At 67.5% G+C, this 22932-nt stretch carries 21 protein-coding genes; 3 read left to right on the top strand and 18 right to left on the bottom strand.

Annotated elements, in window-relative coordinates; genetic code table 11:
* Window positions 1–11: 11 nt before the first annotated feature.
* Window positions 12–3146, top strand: a complete 3135-nt coding sequence (locus K2R93_17460; GenBank protein MBY0491630.1) for a protein kinase — start codon at window positions 12–14, stop codon at window positions 3144–3146.
* A gap of 39 nt (window positions 3147–3185) precedes the next feature.
* Here the strand turns inward: K2R93_17460 and K2R93_17455 are convergent, their stop codons facing one another.
* The 17 genes from K2R93_17455 to K2R93_17375 all read right to left on the bottom strand — a co-directional run bounded on the left by K2R93_17455 (window position 3186) and on the right by K2R93_17375 (window position 20054).
* Window positions 3186–3971, bottom strand: a complete 786-nt coding sequence (locus K2R93_17455; protein ID MBY0491629.1) for a carbon-nitrogen hydrolase family protein — start codon at window positions 3969–3971, stop codon at window positions 3186–3188.
* 17 nt (window positions 3972–3988) lie between these two features.
* Window positions 3989–4516, bottom strand: a complete 528-nt coding sequence (locus K2R93_17450) for an SRPBCC family protein (GenBank protein MBY0491628.1) — start codon at window positions 4514–4516, stop codon at window positions 3989–3991.
* 160 nt (window positions 4517–4676) lie between these two features.
* Window positions 4677–5183: a DinB family protein gene (locus K2R93_17445; GenBank protein ID MBY0491627.1), complete on the bottom strand. Its 507-nt coding sequence runs from the start codon at window positions 5181–5183 to the stop codon at window positions 4677–4679.
* Between the two features lie 10 nt (window positions 5184–5193).
* A complete protein-coding gene (locus K2R93_17440) occupies window positions 5194–6390 on the bottom strand; it encodes a beta-propeller fold lactonase family protein (GenBank protein MBY0491626.1) in 1197 nt (398 codons plus the stop codon).
* Window positions 6391–6392: 2 nt separating this feature from the next.
* Window positions 6393–7424 (bottom strand): beta-lactamase family protein, encoded by a 1032-nt coding sequence (locus K2R93_17435; GenBank protein MBY0491625.1) that lies wholly within the window; start codon window positions 7422–7424, stop codon window positions 6393–6395.
* 16 nt (window positions 7425–7440) lie between these two features.
* Entirely contained in the window at window positions 7441–7986 is a 546-nt protein-coding gene (locus K2R93_17430) for a DUF4199 domain-containing protein (GenBank protein MBY0491624.1), read from the bottom strand.
* 166 nt (window positions 7987–8152) lie between these two features.
* The gene (locus tag K2R93_17425) at window positions 8153–8719 is read right to left on the bottom strand and encodes a response regulator transcription factor (protein ID MBY0491623.1); all 567 of its coding nucleotides are present in this window, start codon (window positions 8717–8719) and stop codon (window positions 8153–8155) included.
* Window positions 8637–8843 carry a hypothetical protein gene (locus K2R93_17420; GenBank protein ID MBY0491622.1) on the bottom strand — a complete coding sequence of 69 codons (207 nt, stop codon included), beginning with the start codon at window positions 8841–8843 and terminating at the stop codon, window positions 8637–8639. Before K2R93_17420 ends, K2R93_17425 begins: the two co-directional genes overlap by 83 nt.
* Entirely contained in the window at window positions 8843–9247 is a 405-nt protein-coding gene (locus K2R93_17415) for a DUF3224 domain-containing protein (protein ID MBY0491621.1), read from the bottom strand. Before K2R93_17415 ends, K2R93_17420 begins: the two co-directional genes overlap by 1 nt.
* A gap of 75 nt (window positions 9248–9322) precedes the next feature.
* Window positions 9323–9706 carry a DUF2809 domain-containing protein gene (locus K2R93_17410; GenBank protein MBY0491620.1) on the bottom strand — a complete coding sequence of 128 codons (384 nt, stop codon included), beginning with the start codon at window positions 9704–9706 and terminating at the stop codon, window positions 9323–9325.
* Window positions 9707–9858: 152 nt separating this feature from the next.
* The gene (locus K2R93_17405; protein ID MBY0491619.1) at window positions 9859–10521 is read right to left on the bottom strand and encodes a hypothetical protein; all 663 of its coding nucleotides are present in this window, start codon (window positions 10519–10521) and stop codon (window positions 9859–9861) included.
* 257 nt (window positions 10522–10778) lie between these two features.
* Window positions 10779–11195 carry a DUF1801 domain-containing protein gene (locus tag K2R93_17400; GenBank protein ID MBY0491618.1) on the bottom strand — a complete coding sequence of 139 codons (417 nt, stop codon included), beginning with the start codon at window positions 11193–11195 and terminating at the stop codon, window positions 10779–10781.
* 36 nt (window positions 11196–11231) lie between these two features.
* Window positions 11232–13340, bottom strand: coding sequence for a serine/threonine protein kinase (locus K2R93_17395; GenBank protein ID MBY0491617.1), 2109 nt, complete (start codon window positions 13338–13340; stop codon window positions 11232–11234).
* Between the two features lie 99 nt (window positions 13341–13439).
* Complete coding sequence (locus K2R93_17390; protein ID MBY0491616.1) at window positions 13440–13946, bottom strand: GNAT family N-acetyltransferase; 507 nt, start codon at window positions 13944–13946, stop codon at window positions 13440–13442.
* 89 nt (window positions 13947–14035) lie between these two features.
* Window positions 14036–14845, bottom strand: coding sequence for a hypothetical protein (locus K2R93_17385; GenBank protein ID MBY0491615.1), 810 nt, complete (start codon window positions 14843–14845; stop codon window positions 14036–14038).
* A 211-nt stretch (window positions 14846–15056) separates the two neighbouring features.
* Window positions 15057–16880, bottom strand: a complete 1824-nt coding sequence (locus K2R93_17380; protein MBY0491614.1) for a tetratricopeptide repeat protein — start codon at window positions 16878–16880, stop codon at window positions 15057–15059.
* Between the two features lie 18 nt (window positions 16881–16898).
* A complete protein-coding gene (locus K2R93_17375) occupies window positions 16899–20054 on the bottom strand; it encodes a hypothetical protein (protein MBY0491613.1) in 3156 nt (1051 codons plus the stop codon).
* 193 nt (window positions 20055–20247) lie between these two features.
* Between K2R93_17375 and K2R93_17370 the strand changes: the two genes are divergently transcribed.
* Both K2R93_17370 and K2R93_17365 read left to right on the top strand, forming a co-directional pair.
* Complete coding sequence (locus tag K2R93_17370) at window positions 20248–20586, top strand: alkylphosphonate utilization protein (GenBank protein MBY0491612.1); 339 nt, start codon at window positions 20248–20250, stop codon at window positions 20584–20586.
* On the top strand, window positions 20583–21977 hold the full coding sequence (locus tag K2R93_17365; protein ID MBY0491611.1) for an ankyrin repeat domain-containing protein: 1395 nt from the start codon (window positions 20583–20585) through the stop codon (window positions 21975–21977). Before K2R93_17370 ends, K2R93_17365 begins: the two co-directional genes overlap by 4 nt.
* 4 nt (window positions 21978–21981) lie before the next feature.
* Here the strand turns inward: K2R93_17365 and K2R93_17360 are convergent, their stop codons facing one another.
* A complete protein-coding gene (locus tag K2R93_17360) occupies window positions 21982–22884 on the bottom strand; it encodes an AraC family transcriptional regulator (protein MBY0491610.1) in 903 nt (300 codons plus the stop codon).
* Window positions 22885–22932: the final 48 nt, after the last annotated feature.

Genomic DNA, 22932 nt, shown 5'->3' with positions numbered 1-22932 from the left:
ATATTCGCCGCATGGAATCCTTTCGCGCCCGCCTCGAAGAGTCGCTCGCCGGTCAGTACCGTTTCATCCGCGAGTTGGGGGGTGGCGGCATGTCGCGCACCTATCTCGCCGACGAACCGGCGCTGCAGCGCCGCGTGGTGGTCAAGGTGCTCGCGCCGGAGATGCTCGAAGGGCTGAGCGTGGAGCGGTTCAAGCGCGAAGTGCTCATGGCGGCGTCGCTGCAGCATCCCCATGTGGTGCCGGTGCTGGCCGCGGGCGACGCCGATGGCTTGCCCTGGTTCTCGATGCCCTACGTGGACGGCGATTCCTTGCGGCAACGACTGGGCCAGGGCGCGCTCACGATTCCGGAAGCGGTCGGCGTGCTGCGCGATGTCGCGCGTGCGTTGAGCTACGCGCACGCCCAGGGCATCGTGCACCGGGACATCAAGCCCGACAACGTGCTGCTCTCGGCGGGGAGCGCCACGGTGACCGATTTCGGAATCGCGAAGGCCATCTCGGCGTCGCGCACCTCCGCCGGCGGTGCCACGCTCACGCAGGCGGGGCTCGCCATTGGCACGCCGGCGTACATGGCGCCGGAGCAGGCGGAAGGCGCGGTCGCGGTGGACCATCGGGCCGACTTGTACGCCTTCGGGGCGATGGCGTTCGAACTGCTGACCGGGCAGCCGGTCTTCTCGGCGAACACCCCAGGACGGTTGCTGGTCGCCCACATCACCGAAAAGCCGCGCGATCCGCGCGTACTGCGGGCCGATGTTCCGCCGGCGTTGGCTGAGCTGGTGCTGCGGTGCCTGGAGAAGGCGCCGTCTGATCGGCCGGCAGATGCGGCCGCGATTGTCCGCGCGCTCGAAGGCAGCGGCGCCTCGAGCAGCACAACCGCGCCCGTTCTCGCGCCGACGATTCCGCTCTCCACCGCACTCGGTACCTGGGCAGGTGGTACCGCACTGCTGGTTGGTGGCGTCTTCATCGCCTCGCGTACCGTCGGCGTCCCCACGTGGGCGATGCCGTCGGCCATTACCCTCGCCGCGGCTGGGCTACCCGCACTTCTCGGGACATGGTGGGTGCAGCGCACCGCGCGTCGCGCGATCACGCGCACGCCGACGCTGACGCCTGGTGGGTCGGCGGTGGGCCCCGGCACCATGGCGACGCTCGCCTTGCGGGCGCAGCCTCACGTCAGCTTTCGTCGCACCCGGAAAGCGGGCATCGCGGTGGGAGGGGGCTTTGCTGCGCTGCTGGCCGCCTTTGCGGTGTCGCGCGCCTATGGCATTGGTCCAGCCGCGTCGCTGATCGGTGCCGGTGAGTTCGGCGAGCGCGAAAGCGTCATGGTAGCGGACTTCCGCCCCCCGGCGAACGATACGACGCTGGGAGTGACGATTGCCGAAGCGTTGCGCACCGACCTCGCGCAATCGCCCAACCTGTCGGTGCTGACGCGTGCTGCCGTGCGCGAGGTCCTCCAGCGCATGCAGCGTCCGACAGATGCGGCAGTGCCCTTCGACGTGGCCCGCGAGATCGCAACGCGCGAGGGAACGAAGGCGGTAATCGATGGGGATGTCGTGCGGCTGGGCGGCAGTTACGTGCTCTCCGCACGACTGGTGAGCGCCACCGATGGCCGCGAGATGGCGACCTTTCGTGCAACTGCCGACGGCGACGCGACTTTGGTCTCGGCCGTTGGCAAGCTCTCGCGAAGCATCCGCGAAAAGGTCGGCGAGTCACTCAGGGGGCTGCAGAGCGCGAAGGCCATCGAGCGGGTGAGTACGCCGTCGCTCGCGGCGCTGCGCAAGTACGTCGAAGGCGCGCAGATCGAAGAGAATGGCGGCGATCGCGCCAAGGCCATGAAGCGACTGCAGGAGGCCGTCGCGATCGATACGGCGTTTGCTATGGCGTGGCGCAAGATCGCCGTGATGTACAACCAGCTGCCGAACTCGGAAGCGGAGCAGATTGATGCCATATCACGCGCCTATCGACATCGCGATCGACTGACGGATAATGAGCGCGATGTGACCGAAGCGGGTTACTTCACGTACGGCCCGACGCCTGATCCGGACAGGACGATCGCTGCCTACGAGCAGCTGCTGGCACGTGATTCGCTGAATAACATCGCACTGAACAATCTGGCTGTCGCTTACGTGCAACGGCGCCAGCTTGATCGCGCCCTCGCCATGTACCGGCGCGCCGCAATGCTCAAGCGGCCGCCGGCGGTGAGTGTGGTGAACTGGAGCGGGATAGCGGCCCGATTGCAGAAGCCGGCTGTGGCCGACAGCGCCGCGGCTCGCTTCGCCACACTCTTTCCGAAAAGCCCGCTCCAGTGGGAAGTCACTTCGTGGCAACTGTATGCCCACAAGCTCGACGACAGCCTGGGGCGCTTGGTGCGAACGTGGATGGACACCTCGCAGTCGCCGCGGCTGACGTTCGGCGCCGCGAATTATCTCCGCGACCTGAATGCGATCGGTGGGCGGATCGACGCCGCGCTTGCGATGAGTGTGTGGCGCACCAATACCGTGGCTCGCCTCACCCGGCGTCCGCCGGCGGCGCTCCAGTTGGCGCTCGACTCCGCCGTGTTCATCGCCAAGTTCGACGGCGACCGCGCGCGCACGCATCGCACGCTGCAGCGGATGCTCACCCCCGCGTTCTACGAGTCAACGCCGCCAGTCAGCCGGCCATGGTCCGCAGCGGCGGTGGCCGCGGCGCTCGTCGGCGATGCCGAGATGACCGAGGCGCTCGCGGCCGCGTATCGACGCGATAACGCGGAACGGTCGGCAGATCGTGTGTGGGAGGATGCGCGCGTGGCGGGCCTGGTCGCCCTGGCGCATGGCCAGTACCAGCAGGCGGCGACGCTGCTCAAACAGGCAGGTCAGCGCCGCACCGCCCCCGATGCGGAGGAAGCGTACCTGATCGCCGTGGCGTTCGACCGTGCCCACCAGGTCGATTCCGCGACGGCGTGGTTCGCGCGGGTAGTCGATCCGAAATGGGAACGGGATGCTCGAGGTACGGGGCATCTGGCTGGAGCGCACAAGCGCCTCGGCGAACTCCTCGACGCGCAGGGCAATGTCGCCGGCGCCATCGAGCACTACGACGCCTTCGCCACACTCTGGAAGGACGCCGAACCCTCGCGTCAACCGGTGGTGAAAGCCGCGCGCGACCGCATCGACTAGCTCCGACTCAAGAAGAACCCCGGCTGACGCGCGATCGCGTTACGGCGTCGTCCGACACCGCGACGCCAACAGCCCCGTCGCCTGGGTCATGTCGCAGTCCACCACCAGCAGCCCCGCCTCACCATACGGCTGCCACGCCACGATCGTCCCGTCCGGCGCCGCCACGGCGCTCGTGGTCGGCGACCCCTCCCCGGCGCAGTTCACCGTCGCAAACCACACCGTGTTCTCCGCCGCGCGGCACCGCACCGCGGCTTCGTGGAAGGTGTTGCGCGGATCGGCGTAACTCACCGGCTGATAGCTCCCTGGCTCCGCCTCGCCGTAGTGCGGATGCACCACGAGCTTTGCCCCGCGCCGCGCGGCCCAGCGCACGGTTTCGGGATAGCGCCACCCCTCGTGACAGATCACGATGCCGAACGGCACACCGGCCACCTCAAACAGCCGCCGCTCGGCCGCAGCGACATAGCCGTTCTCCTCACTCGGGTCGAGCTGCACCTTGTCCTGCCACCCGACGCGCTGGCCCTCGGCGTCGATGACCAGCGCGCTCAGCACGAGCCCGGCGTCGGTAAAGCGCTCGGTGCCGAGCACCACCATGATCCGCGCCGAGGCGGCCGCTTCGGCGACCGCCTGCCACGCGCGCTCGAGATACGCCGCATCCGGCGCCGGCACGTGGCGCGTAGGCCAGCGATACCCCGGCACATAACACTCGGGGAACACCACCAACTGCGCGCCGCGCGCGGCGGCCTCGTACACCGCGGCCACCGCACGCGCCACCGCTGCCTCGGGCGACTCGGGATACGGCAGGTTCGCCAACGCGATCCGTAGCATGGGACCGGACCCGTCGCTCACTTCTTGACCGCCGTCTGCAACTGGGTGAGCCCCTTCTCGAAATCGGGGCCGACCATCTTGTCCATCGTGGTGAAGACGCCCATCACCTTGCCCATGAGCGTGTTGTCGCCGCGCATGGTCCAGATCACCTCGGTGCCGCCATCCTTGGGCTCGAGCTGAAAGGACAATACCGCCGTGCTCTCCATCGGCTTCAGGAAGTGCAGGTCGATCATCACCTTGTTCGGCGGCATCGACTCCTTGATCGCCATCGAGCCCTCACCGGCGTCGCTGTTCCCCTTCCACTCATAGGTCGCGCCGACGCCCGAGCCGGGAGTGTTGATCGACAACGCCATGTTCGGATCCAGCTTGGCCCACGGCGACCAGTTGGCCCAGTTGTGGAAGTCATTGATCTGCGCGAACACCTGTTCCGGCGAGGCCTGAATCGTGGCGCGCCGCTCCACGGTGAACGAATCGGGCTGACGCATCGCCAGCGCGCCGATGCAGACCACGGCGAGGACCAGCACCAACAGGATCTTCTTGATCAACGGACACCTCCTCCACTGTGAGTTTCTTTACGGCCTCGCACAGAGAGCGCAGAGCATCACAGAGGAGCACAGAGGACCGCGAACAGTCCGACGCGGAAAGTCGAAACCCTCTGTGCTCCTCTGTGATTCCCTGTGCCTCTGTGCGAGATAGTTCAACGAACTACGCCCCACGCACCACACGAGCGGTTACGATCAGCTGCCCCAAGTGGCGCATGCCATGCTCCGCCCCGTGCATCAGACACCCAATCACGGTGCTCGGCAGCGCCGCGCGACCGATGCCGCGCACGTCACCGAGCGTGGCGGGATCGGTCTCACGGTATTGGGCGAGACTGGCTTCGATCTGCGCATCGAGCCGCGCCAGCAGCGCCGCGCGGTCATCCTGCACGAGGGGCTCGCCTTCGCCCTTGAGCGCCGCCTTCTGCGCATCATCGAGGAGTGCTCCGCGCGCGTACGTGCCCATGCGATCGAGCACACCCGCGATATGCCGCACGTGATACGCAATCGACGCGACGCCGGCCGGGCGGGCGTTCCACTGCGCAAGGGTGAGATCGGCCACATGCGGCTGCAGTTCATCGCGCAGTTGCAGCACCATGTGCGCCGCGGGCTGCAACGCGACGGGCACGCCGTCCACCGGGCCGCGCAGCCACCACTCAGGTTGTGTGCTCATGTCGTTCCGGTCATCGGGCCCCCGGGATCTTCGCCAGATCCACGAGCTGCACCGTCTTGGAGTTGAAGTTGGTGAGCACGAGCGTGCGGCCATTCGGCATCAGCCGCAGTTCGCGCGGGAAGGCCCCCGCCGGGATCTCACCGAGCACCGCCTTGGCGCCGTCGGTCACCCGGGTCGCATCGATGACGGTGACCGACTGATGATCATCGGCCCCGCCGGCAAAGCGATTGGAATTGGTCACCAGCACCCGCCGGCTGTCGGGGGTCACGGCAATGCCTACGGGCGCCGTGCCCACCGGGATTCGAGCCACCAGCGGATTCGCGGTGTCACCACGAACGCCGAGCTTGCGCGCATCGAACACGAGCAAGGCGTTCTCCCCACGGGCGCTCACGTACGCGCGATCCCCCTTGGGCGAGAACACGAACCGCACCGGATTACATCCCGCGCGAATGATGCGCGCCACGCTGTGCGCCGCATCGGTGCGCGCCTTTGCCACATCCACCACGAGCACGGCGCCCTCGACCTGCTCGGGGGGATCGGCCGGATCGAGCGACCCCTGCTTGCGGCACACCACCGGCCACTGCTGCGTGTTGGGCACGCGCTGGCTCGTGGTGTAGAGCCACTTCCCGTCGGGCGAAAACGTCAGTGCAATCGGCAGATCACCGGTGGGGATGAACCCGAGCACACTCCCGGCGGCGCCACCCGGCGCGCGCGCCTTGGCGAAATCCACGACGGTGATGCTCTGCGTACGCTCATCGGCCAGAAAGAGCAGCGCGTCATCGGGCGACGTGTTGGCGTACACGCGCCCGGCGCCGGCTTTATCCGGGAGGCGCCCCAGCAGCGCCTCGCCGCCGTTCACGAGCGCGGCCACATCAAAGAGGGAGGCGCTCTCATTGTGCGCCGCGATGAGCACCTGTCCATCACGCGACAGCGCCATCCCCGACGGGATCTGCGGCGTGGGGACGATGCGCCGCAGCGCGAGCGTCCGCCCCACGTCGAGCACGGCCACACCGGGCTGTTCGCCGGGGCCCGCCGGATTGAGCGAGACAAACAGGTGACAGCCGTCGGCGCTCGGCAGCGCCACGAACGGCCGCCCGGGCACCGTGGCCGTGATGATGGAATCGGCCAGGGGCGCGGTACACGCGGCCGCCTGGGCGTGCGCGCGCGTCGCCACCAGGAAGATCGCGACCACCAGACCACGGAGCATGCTCACTCCTTGACGCCGAGCCAGCCGCGAATGATCTGCGACAGCGTTTCGGCCATGGGTGGGTCGACGTTCGCGAGGATCACCAGATCGCGATCGCCGGGGAGTGCGCCTTCGATCACCGCGTTCACACCGGGACTGCCGCCCGCGACGCCGATGCCGGGCGGTAGTCCCTGCGGAATACGCCTGTCGCGCAGCGCCTGCACAAAGAGCAACAGATCCTGCGCCGAGGCATAGCCGCCACCGGCCGAGGAGCCACGCCCGGGGAGCGACCCCTTGTTCAATCGCGGCGCGTCGAGCGGATCACCCGCGACACTGCGCTGCGTCGTCCCTACGACCGCAAACTCCGGCAGCGAATCGCGCGCGAAGTAGCCGGCACTCGTCATGCCCGCAAAGCGATAGATGCGCTCATCCACGAGGTCATAGTACGACCGCTTCGTGCGCTGTTCGAGCAGCAGGCCGAGCAGCACGTAGCCGGCATTCGAATACGACTCCCGGGTGCCGGGCTTGAACTGCAACGGATTGTCAACGAACGTCGGCAGATAATCACGCAGCGCGCGGCGCTTGCCACGCACGGCAGAGTCGCCGGCAAAGATGTTGCCCTGCACGCCACTCTTGTGCGTCAGCAGCTGGCGAATCGTGATGGCCTGCGCGACGGCGGCGTTCGGATAGTCGGGCCAGAGACCGGCGAGCGTCGTGTCGAGCGACCACCCCTGCTCGGCGGCGGTCTGCCGCACCAGGATCTCGGTAAAGACCTTGTTGATGGAGCCCAGATTGAATGCGGTGGTACTCGTCGGCTTGGCGCCCCCGGGCTTCGTGAGACCCGCGCTGGCGAGGTACACGATGGCACCCCGCTTCCCTACGGCCACGATGCCGGAGAAGGCGGGCGTCGCGGCAACCAGCGAGTCGATCCGCTTGAAGAGCACGGCATCGGGAAGGCTGGGCGGCACGGGCCCAGACGCCTGCGCGCCCGCCACGGCGGACACCGTGACGAGCGCGAGGGCGATGAGCGACGCCGAGGCCCCGGCGCGACTCACGAGGCGCGCGCCGCGATCATGCGGGAACCATCGGGGCCGACGCGGGGCCGCGTTTGCGACTGACCAGCCAGGCGGAGACAAAGGAGAAGAGCAGACCAACGGGGAGTGGCTCCAGAAACGTGTAGGCAATGTTGATGAGCGGGTTCTTGTAGGCGATGGCAAAGGCCTGCATGTCCGCCGAAACCTTGGCGATCTCCGCCTCGCTCTTGCCAGCCGCTCGCGCGCTTTCCACGGCGACTTTGGCATAGTGTTCGGCGAAATCGGGGGTCAGGGCAAAGAAGATGATCTCCCAGCAGGCGACATATATCGCGCTCCCGACGAGCATGATCAGCAGCCCGACCACCAACGCCCGTCCGTAGGACACCTGACCGTCGCCCATGGTGTCCCGATAGGTGGTGACGCCGGCGTGGATCATCAGAAACGCGAGCACCATGCTCGTGTAGCCGATGACCATGCCCAAAGTCCCGATGCCGATCTGCTCCCGGAACGGGTAGCTCCCGAACATCACGACGCCGAGAATGGCGCCCGCCCTGAGTCCGTATTTCAGTACAATGCTCCGCATCAGTCGCTCCTTGAGGATGAAGTGGGGCGGAGTGTGTCCGAACCGGGCGCGCCGCGCGTCACCCGAACGGGTGATTTTCTCGCGTGGAGCCGGAAATCATGCCTTCGGGTGACGATTCTGGCGAGTTGGACGGTCGTTCTGGCCGAAAATCATCGACCCAGCCCCGTCAGGGAATGAGTCGGAGTTCGCGGGCTCGCTGGGCCGCCTGGGTCCGCCGCTGCACCCCGAGCTTGTCGAAGACCCGGCTCGAGTGCGTCTTCACCGTATTCTCGCTGACGAACGCCCGCTCGGCGATCTCGCGGTTACTGAGTCCGGCCGCGATCAGCTCCAGAATTTCCAGTTCGCGCGGCGTCAGACCCAGGGCGGCGACCTGCCCCTCATCGCGCACGAACGGCCCCGCGGCCGGCACCTCGACGGGCACCTCGACCGGGACCTCGACGCGGACCTCCCGCACCCGTTCCACGAGCCGTTCCTTCGGGCGCGTCAGGCGCTGCCCAAGCCACAGCCCCACCGTCGCGAAGAGGACCGCGACCAGCGCGGCGTACACCTCGGCGGAGTGGGACAGGATCAACCACCGGTACTGGATCAGCTGCAGCACGGTAATCGCGAGCCCGCCAACGACGCCGTAAAGGAGGATGTGCCTGCGCACCCTACGCCAGCAGCCAGTACCCGGTGCCGCCGAGGATGGCGACGATGCCGACGCCAAGGGCAAGTCGCGCGATGCCGATGCGATCGAGGAACGATTCGTGCTCGGGCATCACGACCAGATGACGATGGCCCTGGTGCCGTTCGACCTCCACGACGCGCGGCGTATCGACGCGGCGCGTGCCATCCGGATCGGTAATGATGGGGCGCATCAGTCGGCGTCGGGAAGCGTGTAGGTGAACGTGTAGGCGTGCACGCCGTTCGCGATATCCAGCGTCATGCTGCCGCTCAAGCCGAGCAGTTCATCGGTGCCGGAATCCGGCACCACCGTCAGCGCGAGCTGCTGCGCGCCGGCGTGCATGGTTCCGCTGTGCTGCAGAATGAAGGTGCCGCGCCGCTCATCGACGGTACCAGTGACCCGTTCAATCGCGACGTACCCGGCGGAGCCCTTCACGGCGGTCATGCCGGTCAGCATCTGCCCCTTGCTCGTTCCCGCGATGCCCCCGCGAAAGACCTTGTCGATCGTGAGACGCCCGGTAATCACCCCATCGGCATAGTCATCCGCCGGTTGGGGGGTGAGCTTCACATCGAACGTGCCGGTCGCGCGCTGGGCCATGAATTCAGTCGGGGAGTGGGCTGCCACGACGTTACGCGCCGCTGGAATGAGCGGCTAGTCACATTCCCGGCCCGATTACAGCCCAGTTCGCTTCGCGATACCCCAGGCGAGGACGACTCCGGCCGCGTAGCTCACGAGATCACGCGAGTCGAAGCCTGAGCCGAGCACCAGCGGCCCGAGCCGGGTGGCCCGCAGCTGCTCGAGCCACGGCGCATGCCACAGCTGGCTGAACTCCACCGCCCAGCTGACGGCGAGCGCGACCGCGGCGCGCGTTGACGCCGAGCCGTTGGGCCAAAGCACCGTGACCCACCAGAACATCATCGCCGCCCAGAGTGCATCGCCGGCGATATCGCGCGCGGCGCTCGGGGCGGCGAGGCGATGAACCGCCAAGCCCGCAACGATGGTCGCGATGGCAATCGCGGCGGCTTGTGTACGCGACAGCGCAGGAGGGCGAGTCACACGTGTGGGGAGAGGTGGCGTGGCGCGGTAGGATACCACCGCGCCACACCCCCCACAACGCAGTGCGGCACCCGGGGGGAACCGGGTGCCGCTGGCAGACCGCTCGCGTATGACTCGCGCGCAGGTCCGGGAAAGGTCCTGCGAGCGGGCGATTACATCCGAATGCCCACGTGATCGCCGTTCTTGAGTTCGATGATCTGCGTCGCCAGATCGAGTCCGCCGGCGGGGCGCAGGAACACGCGGATCGTGTTGTCGCGCGCAATCAGCGACTTCGGGAACGTCAACGTCGTCTGCGTCTTCGCCTTCACTTCACCGAGGCGCACCGAGTACGTGCCCTGTTCGGCGTAGACAGTGACGGACCGATCGCGATCGTTGCTCACCGTGAGCGTGGTCGCCGCGAGTTCGCTGGCGTTGAGCTTCACGAGCAGGCTGTCATTCACCGCGATCCCACCTCGGGGCGGCACGAGCAGGCCAAGGCGCTTCGCGCCGCGGAGCGGGAAGGTCTGCACCGCGAGATCGGTGTCTTCGCCATCAGCGCGGGCGAACACCTTGAGAGTCGTTTCGCCGGCGACGGCCCATGACGGAATGGGCAGCGTGCTGATCTGCCCGGCCGGGACGATCCCCAGGCGGCGATCGAAGGCACCGACGCGCGCGTACACGGTGACGGCCGCGCCGCGGTCGTTCTGCACGGCGAGGAAGTTGGACGTATCGGCGGTGACCTTGGCGGTCGGGAGACGGCGGGGGGGCTGATTCTGAGCGGTGGCGACCGACGTGAGCGTCGCGAGCCCGAGCAGGATGGTGGGAAGGTGGCGCATCGTCGGATCCTCCAGAGTGAAGGCGCGGCGCCGGCGTGGTGGGGGCACCGAAGGAGGTGCCAGACGCCCGGCGAAAACCGCGTCGACTGTGCCCGCACCGATCCGAACCGATTCAGAGGAGCACATGTGGAAGATCGATTTCCCCAGCCGCAGGGAAGTAGGGGAAATGCGGGACTTGCGGTGTCGTTACCCTACCCTGATGGCGGGTTTCGCGTAATCGCGTATCGACATGCGAATCAGCGGTTTGGCGGCCCGTGTCAGGCCCATTTTTTCTTCGTGTACGCGTAGCTCGCCTTCACCATCTGCGCGAGCACTTTCTCATCAACGTCGGCGAGCGTCTTCACGTACACGCACGCCTTGGCCGTCTTGTGCTTGCCGAGCTTGGCCAGCAGCTCGTCGCGCTTCGGGAACTCGCTCGAGAGATAGAGGGCGATCTCCGTCGCGCGCGACGAAAAGCCCACGAGGCACGAGTCCCCTTCGCGGCCGCTGTCGTACACGTAGTGGTAACTGCCGAAGCCGACGATGGCCGTGCCCCACATCGTGGCGGGCTCGCCGGTGGCTTTGCTCATGAGCGCGGCGAGTCGCTCACAATCGGCGCGACGCGTCTCCTGCTTGATCGCCGCGAGATAGCTCGCGACGCTCCCCTTCGTGGCTTTCGTCTTGTTCTCGGCCATGTGGGCTCCGGATGAGGATGCTGGTGATTGCCCCGACTAGCGCGCCAACGCGTCGCGCCAAGGCGCGAACTCGTTGTACAACCGCTTGACCAGCGATTCGCTGAGCGTGGTCTTCGACGGCGCGCCGCGCGTGGCGTCCTTCACCACCAGCTCGATCCGTGGCGATGAGCCATCATCGCGGGGCACGAACGCGGTGGGCGGCACCACGGCGGCGAAGCCATTGAACACCGGCTTCTTGCCCCCCTGCTGGGCTTCCGGATTGGCAACCGCGGGAATCACGGCGCCGCTCTCGAGGGACACCGGTTGGCCGTCGCGCAGCAGCTCCACGCTCGTCACATCGCCCTTCTTGAAGTCCACCACGCCATCCGGATCGAGCTTGGGCCACGGCGACCGATCGGGCATCACTTCCAGGACGTACACCGCACGTCGAGCCTGCACGGTGCGGCTCCACGCACTCCACCGCTCGATCGGATCGGCGAGCTCGTAGCTGCTCCCATCGGGGCGCTTGAAGCCGTTCTTCCAGCTCGCCACCTGATCGGCGCGCCACACACTCATCGGCGCCGGCATGACGGTGACCCGCATGTCGTCGAAGCGCACCTGATGGGCCTTCACATCGATGCCCTTGTCGATCATCGCGCGGAGTGGCGCCTCGGGATACCGCGCCCGTGCCGCCGCCACCGCCGCCGCACTGTCGGCCGCCGCCTTCGCGCGCTTGGCGGCATTGAGTTTGGCCGTGTCGTCCTTGGCCTTTCGACTGGTGTCTGCCGACGGCTTGCCGCCCTTGGCTGACGCGGCCGCTACGGTCGGCGCGGCCGTCGGTGTGCCAGCCGTCGGTGTGCCAGCGGTCGGCGCGGGCGCGGGTGCTGCGCCGCTGGCGAGTGCCGCCGAATCACCGGGGACCGGCGCCGCGGCCATCGTGTCCGCGGCCGGGACTTCCGGCGATCGCCCGCGATTGACCGTCCAGAGCGTGGTCGCCACCGACAGCGTCACCACGCCACCAATGACGAACGGCCACCGTGCCTTGGGCGGTGGTGGCGGCAGCACCGGCGAGCCGCCGGACACCACTGGGACGCTGCCACTGCGCGACACGATGGAGCGTTCCCCCGAGCCGAGCGCGCCCGGCGTGCGCGCCACGACGCCGGCCGCGCGCGTTTCGAGCGCATGTCGGTACATCTCGGCGGTCTGCGTGGGCGTCATGCTGCTGATCGCGCGCGACAACCCTTCGGCAAACTCCAGCACGGTCGCGTAGCGATCGCCCGGCTCTGGCGAGAGGGCCTTGTTGAAGACCCCCTGCAGCGCTTCCGGCCACTCGATGTCCACGCGCGCATCCTGCAGCGACTGTGGGCGGCTGGTTAGCCGGAGAATGAGCGACTCCTTCGTGCTCTCGGCGGGAAACGCCTGCTTGCCCGTCAGTGCATAGAACGCCACCAGTGCCAGCGAGTACTGATCGCTGCGCGTATCGAGCGCCTCACCCGCCAGCTGCTCGGGCGACATGTACTGCGGCGTGCCCACGGCAAAGCCGGTACGCGTGACCTTCTGCTCGCCGCTGCCATACGTGCGCGCAATGCCGAAGTCCACGAGCTTCACGAGATACGTCCCGTCGGCGCGCCGCCCAAGCATGATGTTGTCGGGCTTGATGTCGCGGTGCAGCATGTTCATCTCGTGCGCCGCGTGGAGCCCGTCGGCCGCCTGGCCGATGATGTCCGCGGCGACTTCCGGATGCAGCGCCTCACGCGCGAGGAGATCCGCGAGCGATCCGCCGTCCACATACTCCATGGCGAGATACACGACGCCGTCGGCCGTCTCGCCGAAGTCGAAGATCGACGCGATGTTCGAATGCGACAGCTGGCTCGCGTTCTCGGCTTCGCGCGTGAACCGCTGCAGCGCTTCCGGCTCATGCACGAGCGCCGGCCGCATGATCTTGATGGCGCTCTTGCGACGCATGCGGACGTGCTCGCCCAGATACACCTGGCCCATCCCGCCTTCGCCAATGCGCGATTCGATGCGATAGCGCTCGGCGATCACGGTGCCCACCAGATCGGCGCTCTGCCCGGCGCGAATCAGACGTGTGCCATCCTTGGCGCAGAAATCGACGGCGTCGTCATACGTGTCGCCGCAACGCGGGCAGATCTTGGGCTGGGTCACGCAGGAGAGCAGGTGTGGGCCACGAACAGTCCGGATCGCCGGAAATGTAGCGGCGTGCACGCCCGCCGAGAGCGGCCTCGGCCATTCTGTTTTGGCGACTTACCGATCGAGCAGCACGCCCGTGTAGCGCATCTCGTTGGTGGCCACGAACCCCAGCGTTTCGTAGAGCGGGCGCCCCTCCGCGGAGGCGTGCAGCACCAGCCGCTGGACCGGCATGGCCCGCACGTCGTCGATGAGGCGGGTCATGAGCGCACCCGCGACCCCCCGCCGGCGCCAGGCGGGGTCCGTGTAGACGTTGATCACGATCGCCTCCCGGCCGTCCATCACCGCGGGGCCGGTGGGCCGGTCCACGACCCGCGGCAGGATCCGCCGATGCTGGATCCCCGCACCGGCGATCACCTGCGCCGGCGCGTCGGCGGGCACGGCCAGCCATCCCACGTACTCACCGGCCGGCAGCGCGGTGGCGAGATAGTCCGTCGTGGCGTCCACCAGCGACGTGCGGAGCGCCTCGGGCATCGTCCCCATGTCGATGAACATCTGGGCCCGATGGTGCGCGATCGTGGCGATGTCGGCGATCGTCGCCAGGCGGATGGTGAAAGGCGGCATGCGACATTCTACCACGGTGGGACCGAAACGGATCGCGCCCGCGGCACACCGACTGGTGCGCCGCGGGCGCGTGTCCGACAGGGCCCGCCTTACTTCATCGGCGACGTCACCACATCCGTCTCGCTGGCATCGATCAGCGTCCCCGAGCGGGACCAGAGCTCGGCGCGCACCCGGTACGGCGTGCTGTACTTCACCTGCGGCCCTTCGAAGTCGATCATGGTCGAGAGGCCGAGGTTCGGGTAGTCGAGCTCCACGAGACCGGTGTTGAGGTTCGTGATCTTGAGGTGCACGGTGCCGCCCTGTCCGCAGTCTTGAGCGTCCTGCGCGGCCCACAGCGCCGCGTAGTTGACCCAGTAGCCCACCGTGGCCGTCTCGTGAATGAACGGCGTGCAGGGGAGCGGATTCGTCATGTCCACCAGCTGCGACGCGGTCGCGATGACCGTGCCGTCGTTCCCGTTGATGGCCCGGGCGTCCACACGATAGGTGGTCAGCGTGTACGGGAGCGACCAGATCGCGATGGTCCCTGCGAGGTCAGGCACCGACTGCCACACCACGAAGCCCGTCGCGAGATCGGTGGCGCGCATGTTCACCTGCTTCTTGGAGTAGCAGGACGTCACGACATAGGTCGCCGAGAAGCTGTTGCCGGCGAGTGACTCGGTGCCGGTCGCGTTGATCGAGAGGGAGTTGGTGCACGTCTTCCCGCCGCCGCCGCCGCCACCGCCACCGCTTCCACCCGTCGATGTGGATCCGCCGCCGCCCGATGACGTCGAGCCACCGCCGCCGCTCCCGCCGGAGAGTCGAGCGACCGCATCGGGCCCCGACACCGCATCACCACTGCACGCGGCGAGCAGCATCGCCGTGACGAGACCACTGCTGACCATTCGAAGAGCACGGACCATGATGCACCTTGTCGTTGAAGATCGCGGGGCGGGTCCGCGTGTCCTCTCTCAAGGCATGGTGCAGGCCACGGCCGTGTTCGGCGCGCCCGGCGTTTCAATCTGTTGTGCCGTATACGCTTAGCGCACAGCCGGCAGGGCTGGGCGCCAGCGCCGGCGGCACCATCCCATTACACCCTCTCACGTTTCGTGACAGCAGGCGCGCCACGGTCGCCTATCGCCGCCCCGACAGATCCCGCTCCACCTGCGCCAGGTATTGCCGCGCCACCTCGCTACCGGGCGCAAGCGCCGCGGCGCGCTGGAAATGCTCGCGCGCCTCGATGAGGTTGCCCTGCTGCGCCAGAGCGACGCCCCAGTTGAGGTGGGCATCGGCATAGTCCGGACGAATCGCGACCGCGCGGGCGTAGTGCGCAAGCGCACTCGCCGCATCCCCGCGTCGCACGAGCGCGTTCCCCCAGTTCACTTCCGCGTTTGCATTCTGCGCATTGAGCTGCACGGCGCGCGCCAGATGACGCACCGCGCCGTCGAGATCACCCGTCTGCATCAGGGCGCCTCCAAGATTCGCTTCGACATCGTCGCGCGTGGAATCGACGGCCAGCGCGCGCGTCAGCATCTGGATGGCCTCGGCCGGCTTTCCTGCCGTATTCAGGGCGACACCCAGATTGGCCAGCGCCGGCCCGAACGTCGGCCGCAGTTCCACCGCGCGCGCATAGCGCGCGACCGCCTCCTCAACGCGCCCGGCCGCCAGCAGCACATTGCCGTAATTGTTATGACCGTGGGCACTCTCTGGCTCCACTGCGAGCACGCGTAGCCAGAGCGCCTCGGAGTTCTGCCAGTACGCCTGCTGTTGCCACGTCACGGCCGCGAGAGCCGCGACCACCGGCAGTGCCAGCAGCGGTGCCGCACGCAGGCGCGACCAGAGCGTGAGCACAGCGCCACCCGCCAGCAGCGCCAGCGCAAACGACGCGTTGTACGTGTTCCGGTCGGCCGTGATCTGCGGCCCGCCCTGATGCAACCCGAGCAGCGGGAAGATGATCACGCTGAACGCCAGAAGCGCCACCACCACACCCGGCACCCGGCGATACAGCCACCACCCCGCCACCCCACTGAGCACCACCACCGCCCCCGCCACGACAAAACGCGTCGCCAGCGGATCGAGCGGCTCCGGCATCAGATAGAGCGGCGAGAGCCCACTCGGCCACACCGTCTTGGCGAGATAGAAGCACCAGCTGTAGAGACTTACCGCGATCTTGCCGGTGATTGGGAGCTGCGGATAGGCGAGCCCACGCAGCGCGACCACCGCAAAGCCCACCGCCAACACGCCAAAGGGCGCGAGCACCCGGAGGGCGCGCTGCCACGCGGCGCGCGACCAGCCCGCCTCGCCGCCGATCTGCCCCAGCGGCATCCACCAGAGCAGCGCCATCGCGCCCGGTACGGTGACGGCGGTGCCCTTGGCGAGCAGCGCGGCCACAAAACTGCCCAGGGCCAGCGCATACCACGCGCGCGCCCGCGGCCCGCCATCCGCGAATCGGACAAAGGCGATGAGTGCGCCGAGGTAGAACATCCCCGACAGCACATCACGCCGCTCGGTGATCCACGTGACCGACTCCACGCGCAGCGGATGCACCGCGAACGCCAACGCGCCGATGGCCGCCGACACCGGCAGCGCCAGTGGAGACGCCGCAGCGAGGCGCGCGCGCGACGAGCCGGCGGGACGCGCAAGGACGTCGATACCGAGCTGCGTGAGCAACACGGCATTGATGGCATGGAGCAGAACATTCGTCGCGTGATACCCTGCCGGCTCCATGCCGAACAGCAGGTAGTTCGCACCGAGTGTCATCCACGACAACGGAATCCAGATGCCGAGGTGGAAGCTCGTCCACATCCACCGCAGCTGCTCAGCGCCGAGTCCGCGGAAGTTCGGGTTCAGCAGGAAGTTCGTGTCGTCATCCCACGTCACCCAGTCGGCGCCGAGTGATGGCCAGAAGACCGCGGCCACCACACCGGCGACGACGAGATACAGGAGTGCCCGACGCAAACGATCCGCTCCCACTGCTTACTTCGCGCGCATCCAGCGGTCTTCGAGTACCTGCACGGCGTTCGTGTACGTCTTCCCACCCACCGTGAGCGATGCGGTATAACTCCCCGGCGCCGCCGAGGTGGGCGCTCCCCCTCGTCCACCCGCCGCTGCCCCCGTGCAGCTGCGATCCCCCGCCGAAGCCACCGGCTGCACCGCCGCAGCCGCCGGCTGCGCCCCCGCAGTTCCCGCAGTCCCAGCTCCCGCCGTTCGAGCTTCCGCAGTACGGGCTTCCGCAGTACGGGCTTCCGCCGTTACCGACGGTCCAGCCCCACCCCGCCCCGCCGGTGCCGCCGCCAGCATCGGTGCCCCCAACGTCCACTGCACCCGATTCATCCCCGCCACGCCCTTCACCGTCTGCTCGCACACCGCCCGCCCGGTCGCATCCGCAATGCGCAGCGTCGCCTCGGCCGCGTTCTTGAGCCAGAAGTGAATCGCCGTCCCGCGCGCGGGGTTCTCCCCTTCGAATTCCTTCTCGCCACCCGTGTAGATGTCGAGCGTAAAGTCGTTGAGGTAGGCCACGGCCGGTCGCACATCGAAGAGATGCGCCTCACTCGCACGCACTGCCGGCGTGAGCTGCTGCAGCGGCGTGATGTCGTCGGCGATCCAGATGCTGCGGCCATGCGACGCGACGATCAGATCGCCGTCGCGCGGATGCACCAGGATCTCATCCGTCCGCACGGTGGGATAGCCAGTCATGAACTTGTCCCACGTGGCGCCGGCATCGAGGCTGATGTAGATGCCGAACTCGGTGCCGGCGTAGAGCAGGTCGGGGTTCTTCGGGTCCTCGCGGATCGTCTGCACGTTCCCCGAGCGCGGCAGCCCGGTGCTCACCGACTTCCAGGTGGCACCGTAATCGCGCGTGACGAACACATACGGCGTGAGATCGTCGCTGCGGTGGCCGTCGATGGACACGTAGGCGGTCGCGGCGTCGAAGTGACTGGCCTCGATGCGCGAGATCCAGTACGGGTTGTCGCCGGTGAGCGCCTTCGCCGGGAGCCCGGTGATGTTCTTGCCGACTTCCGTGAAGCTCACGCCGTTGTCGCGGCTCACCTGCAGGTTGCCATCATCGGTACCCGCCCACACCACGCCGGGGCGTACCGGTGATTCGCGAACGGCGATGATCGTGCTGTAGCTCGTCATGCCGTCATTCTTGCTCGCCTGCGGCTTGGTGCCCGGCACGCCCATCACGCTGATCGTGCAGCGATCGACCTGCTTGGTCAGATCTTCACTCGCATACCACAGGTCGCCCTGATTGGTCGAGCGGAACAGGCGATTGCCACCGAGCCAGACCACGCTCGGGTCATGCGGCGAGAGCTGATACGGTGTGTTCCAGTTGAAGCGGTACGTCTCGCCCGGCTTGCCGTTGATCACATTGGCCGCACCGCCGCCGCGCCCGCCGAAGCCGCCGCCCGGTGCCGCATTCGCGCCCGGGGTGGGCGGCGGGATGATGCGACCATCGACACACGACCCCGGCGCCGGCGTGGCCGCCGCACCGTTCGCGCCCCCACGACCGGCCGGCGGGGCGATCGGGCGAATGCTCTTCACCGCGCCCGTCGTCAGATCCGTCTTGATCGTGTTGCCGTCCTGCGACTCGGTGAAGATGAGCGTCGGATCCATCGGCGACACCGCCGTCTGGAAGCCGTCGCCACCACCGAAGCGATGCCAGGCAAAGTTGCGGATGCCATTGCGGCTCCGCTGCGCGCTCGGCCCGCCCCAGCTGTCGTTGTCCTGCAAGCCGAAGTAGACGTTGTAGGGGCGCTCCATGTCGGCACTCACCCAATAGGCGAGGCTCGTCGCCATCGTCTTCACATACTCCCACGTCTCGCCCTGATCCCAGCTCACGGCAAAGCCGGCATCGCTGCCGCGCATGATGTGGTCGGGGTTCGCCGGGTCGATCCAGAAGGCGTGCTGGTCCACGGTTTCGTTGCCGAAACCCATGCCGCTGTCGATCGGCGCAAAGCTGCGCCCGCCGTCGACGCTTTTGGCGGCGCGCACATTTGCCAGATAGACGCGCTGCGGATTGGTGGGATCGATGCGGATGTTGCTGAAGTACATCGGCCGCCCGTTGCAATTGCTCACGAGCGTCCAGCTGCGCCCCTTGTCATTCGAGCGATAGAGCCCGGGGCGATAGCGCGAGAGCGCCGGCACCTTCTTGAGACTGTCGGGCGTGTTGGCCGCAAAGCCCTTGGTGGCGCCGCCATTGCTGCACCAGTCATAGCCGCCGCGACCGCCGCCACCGCCGTTCACCACCACCGCGGAATCGGCGCCGTCAGTCTCGATCTGCGCGTACACGATGCTCGGGTTCGAGCGCGCCACATCTACCGCAATGCGCCCGAGATTCCCCGGCGGCAACCCACCGGTGGTCAGTTTCGTCCACGTCTTGCCACCGTTGTCGCTCTTGTACAGGCCGCTCCCCGGCCCCGCACCATTGAAGCAGCACCCCGTGCGGCGGCGCTGATACATGGCGGCGTAGAGCGTATTCGGGTTCGACGGATCGATTGCCAGATCGGTCGCGCCCGTGTGCTCGTCCACGAAGAGCACCTTGCTCCACGTCTTCCCAGCGTCGGTGCTCTTGAAGACCCCCCGTTCGGCGTTGGGGCCGAACAGATGACCGGTGGCCGCCACATACACCGTGTTCGAATTGCGCGGGTCGATCACCACCCGCGCAATCGTCTGCGTTTCGCGCAAGCCGATGTGGGCAAAGGTCTTGCCGCCGTCGGTGCTCTTGTAGAGCCCATCGCCGAACGTCGCCGACTGGCGGTTGTTCGGCTCGCCCGTGCCCACGTACAGCACATTCGGATCGCGCTGGTCCACCGCCAGATCGCCGATGCTGGCCGAGCCGTACTGCTCGAAGATCGGCACGAAGGTGGTGCCGGCGTTGGTGCTCTTGAACACGCCGCCGGCCGCGTAGCCGATATAGATGATGCGCGGGTCCTTTTCGTACACCGCGATGTCATCAATGCGGCCGCCCATGCTCGCCGGACCAATGGAGCGGAAGCGAAACGGCGCGAGCGCCGGGTTCGTGCTCCGATTGATGAACGCCGTATCGCGGCGCTGGATATTGGACTGCGCGGCGACAGAGGCCAGCGGCGCCAGCAGGGCAGCCGCGAGAAGCACACGGGTGGAACGCACGACGGAGCTCCGGAAGGGGGTCTCCTAATGTGCCACCGGATGTGGTTGCCGGGCCAGTTTCAGAGAACAGCCGAGAAGGGGCACGAAGACATGGGAGGCCACGAGGAAGTACTTTGTACATCGCCCCTTCGTGGCCCCCGGCCCCTCGTGCCCCTTTGCGGCAGTGTGCGGTTCCTCCTTCACCCCGGAAGCGATGTCGCTCCCCCCCTGCCCGAGCTGCAGTTCCGTGTACACCTACGAGTCTGGTACGCTGCTCGTCTGCCCCGAGTGTGCACACGAGTGGACCGCCGGCAGTGCCGAGCCGTCGAACGCGGGCCCGCGGGTGATCCGTGATGCCGTCGGTAACATCCTGCAGGACGGCGACACCGTGACGCTCATCAAGGACCTCAAACTGCGCGGCTCGTCGACCGTCGTGAAGGTCGGCACGAAGGTCAAGAACATCCGACTGGTTGACGGTGATCACGATATCGACTGCAAGGTCGACGGCATTGGGCCGATGGGGCTCAAGTCGGAGTTCGTGAAGAAGGCATGAGCGACGCCCCGTCGGAGGTGGCGATCGCGGCGGCCAGCTTTCTGCTGGCCCTGCGTCACGATGACCTTGATCGTGCCGTCGACCTGCTGCAGGCGACGCCGGCGGTCGCCCGTTTCAACGTGCATACGGCCGCGGCCGTGGGCGACGCCGAATGGGTACGCGCACTTCTCCGCGCCGATCCCACGCTGGTGTCCCAGCGCCTTCCGCATATCGAGCTCGAACCGCTGCTCTTTGCGGTGGACGAATCGCTCAAGGAGCGACTGGCCGTCCCCGCCGATCAGCGCCTCGACACCGTGCGCGCGTTGCTCGATGCCGGCGCCGATCCAAACGCCAGCGTCGCGCTGCCAGACACCGGCGACGCCATTTCGGCGCTCTACTTCCCGTGTGTGCGCAACAACGTGGCCGTCGCGCGGCTGCTCCTCGAACGCGGCGCGAACCCCACCGATGGCGAAGCGCTCTACCACGCTGCGCAGCTTGGGCACGTCGACACGCTCGACCTGCTGCTGGCCTTCGGCGCCGACTTGCATCGTGGCCCGGAGATCTACGGCAACACGCCGCTGCACTTCGTGGTCGCGCACACGCCGGAGAATCCCATCGCGTCCCAGGCGATGCGCGGCCTCCACTGGCTGCTCGACCACGGCGCCGATCCGCGCATCCCGAGCACCGGGAAGTACGTCGCGGAGGCGCACCAGGGCGAAACGCCGCTGCATCGGGCGGCGGCGGTAGGACACGCGGTCTCCGTGCTGCGCGCGCTCGTCGAGCACGGTGCACCAGTCAATGCGACGCGCGACGATGGACGCACGGCGTATCAGCTCGCGTATCGCCGCGGCCACGGCGAGGCCGCCGCGTATCTGGCGAGTGTCGGCGCGGACACCACGATCAGCGCCGTCGATGAACTGCTGGCGGCGTGCGCGAGTGGCCGAGCGGCTGATGCTCGCCGGGTGGTCGAAGCCAATCCCGGCATCGTGCAGACGCTCGGCCCCAGTGAACGCGATGCGCTCGGGCTCGCGGTTACCCGCAACGACCTCGAGACGGTGCGTCTGATGGCCGCGTTGGGTTGGCCGCTTACCGCGGAAGGCGAGTGGGGCGGCACCCCACTCCACTGGGCCGCGTGGAACGGCCGCGTGGAGATGGTGCGCCTGCTGCTCGACGCTGGTGCGCCGGTGAACGTGCGCGATACCCGCTATGGCAGCTCCCCGATCGCGTGGTGCGCGCACGGCTCGCGCTACTGCGATCGCGCGAATGACGACGACTATCCGGCCATCGTGCACCTGCTCATCGACGCCGGCGCCACGCGCGCGGAGTCGTTCAATCAGTGGAACGAGAGTCCGGAGAGCATGGCGCGGCCGAGTGTGGCGGCGGCGCTCAAGGCGCGCGGATTTGCCGTCTGACCGCCTACGCCTCCACCGGCACGAGCAGATCCGTCCGCCACTCGGCTTTGGGCGTGGTGCGCATGTCGGAGCGATAGATCTCGAGCGCCGGTCCCGATGCCACCACGTAGCCGCGCGATGGGAGTGCCTCACCCATGAAGCGCGACCACACGTCGCCCAAGAGCTCATAGCCACCGATGTGCGTGTAGCAGGCATATGGACCGCCGCTGATCCGCTGCTCCTCGAGTCCATCTGGGAGCGGCAGATCGTCCGGCACCGAAATGCCCGCGCGTGAACGCAACTCGTCGACCGGCTTGCCTTCCGGATCGTCGTCGTAGGTCGCAACCATCATCGCGCCCGGATAGGCGTACAATCCGGCGCGTCCGGCGAGACCGCCAAGCTGTTCGAAGGCGGCGCCAATCTGATTGAATGGCCCAAGATGCACTACGGTCGCCAAGCGCATCGCGGGCAGCTGCTGCAGAGTGATTTCCATCCCAGCACCTCCGGTATCACGGGGAATGAACACGCTGAGGACATCAGTCGTGTCGAAGTGAATCCCGCACGGCGCGGCCAGATGTGGCCGAGCGCGCGGGTTCTGCCGGAAGCCGGATGGTGCCTCGCCATACGCCACGCGGAAGGCCCGCGTGAACGCCTCATGCGTTTCGTAGCCTGCGGTGAACGCGATCTGCGTCACCGGCGTGGTGCTGTGACGCAGCGTGTGTGCAGCGCGTTCGAGGCGCAGGCGTCGCAGCAGCTCGAGGGCTGTCTCGCCCACCATGCCGCGAAACACACGGTGAAAGTGGAAGGGCGACAGGTGGGCCAGACGCGCCAACGCGGCGAGATCCGCCGAGTCGTCGAGATGGGTCACAAGCTGCCGCAGCACGCGCGTCACGGCGTCGAGATAGAACGTACGGGTATCCGGCTTCATGACGGCACACTATGGCGGTACAGACACCGTCGCTTGATCCTGGTTGCG

The sequence above is a fragment of the Gemmatimonadaceae bacterium genome, assembly GCA_019752115.1.
Lineage (GTDB): Bacteria > Gemmatimonadota > Gemmatimonadetes > Gemmatimonadales > Gemmatimonadaceae > Gemmatimonas.
The sequence above is the reverse complement of the archived record's forward strand: the minus strand, read 5'-3'. Positions and strand labels throughout refer to the sequence as shown.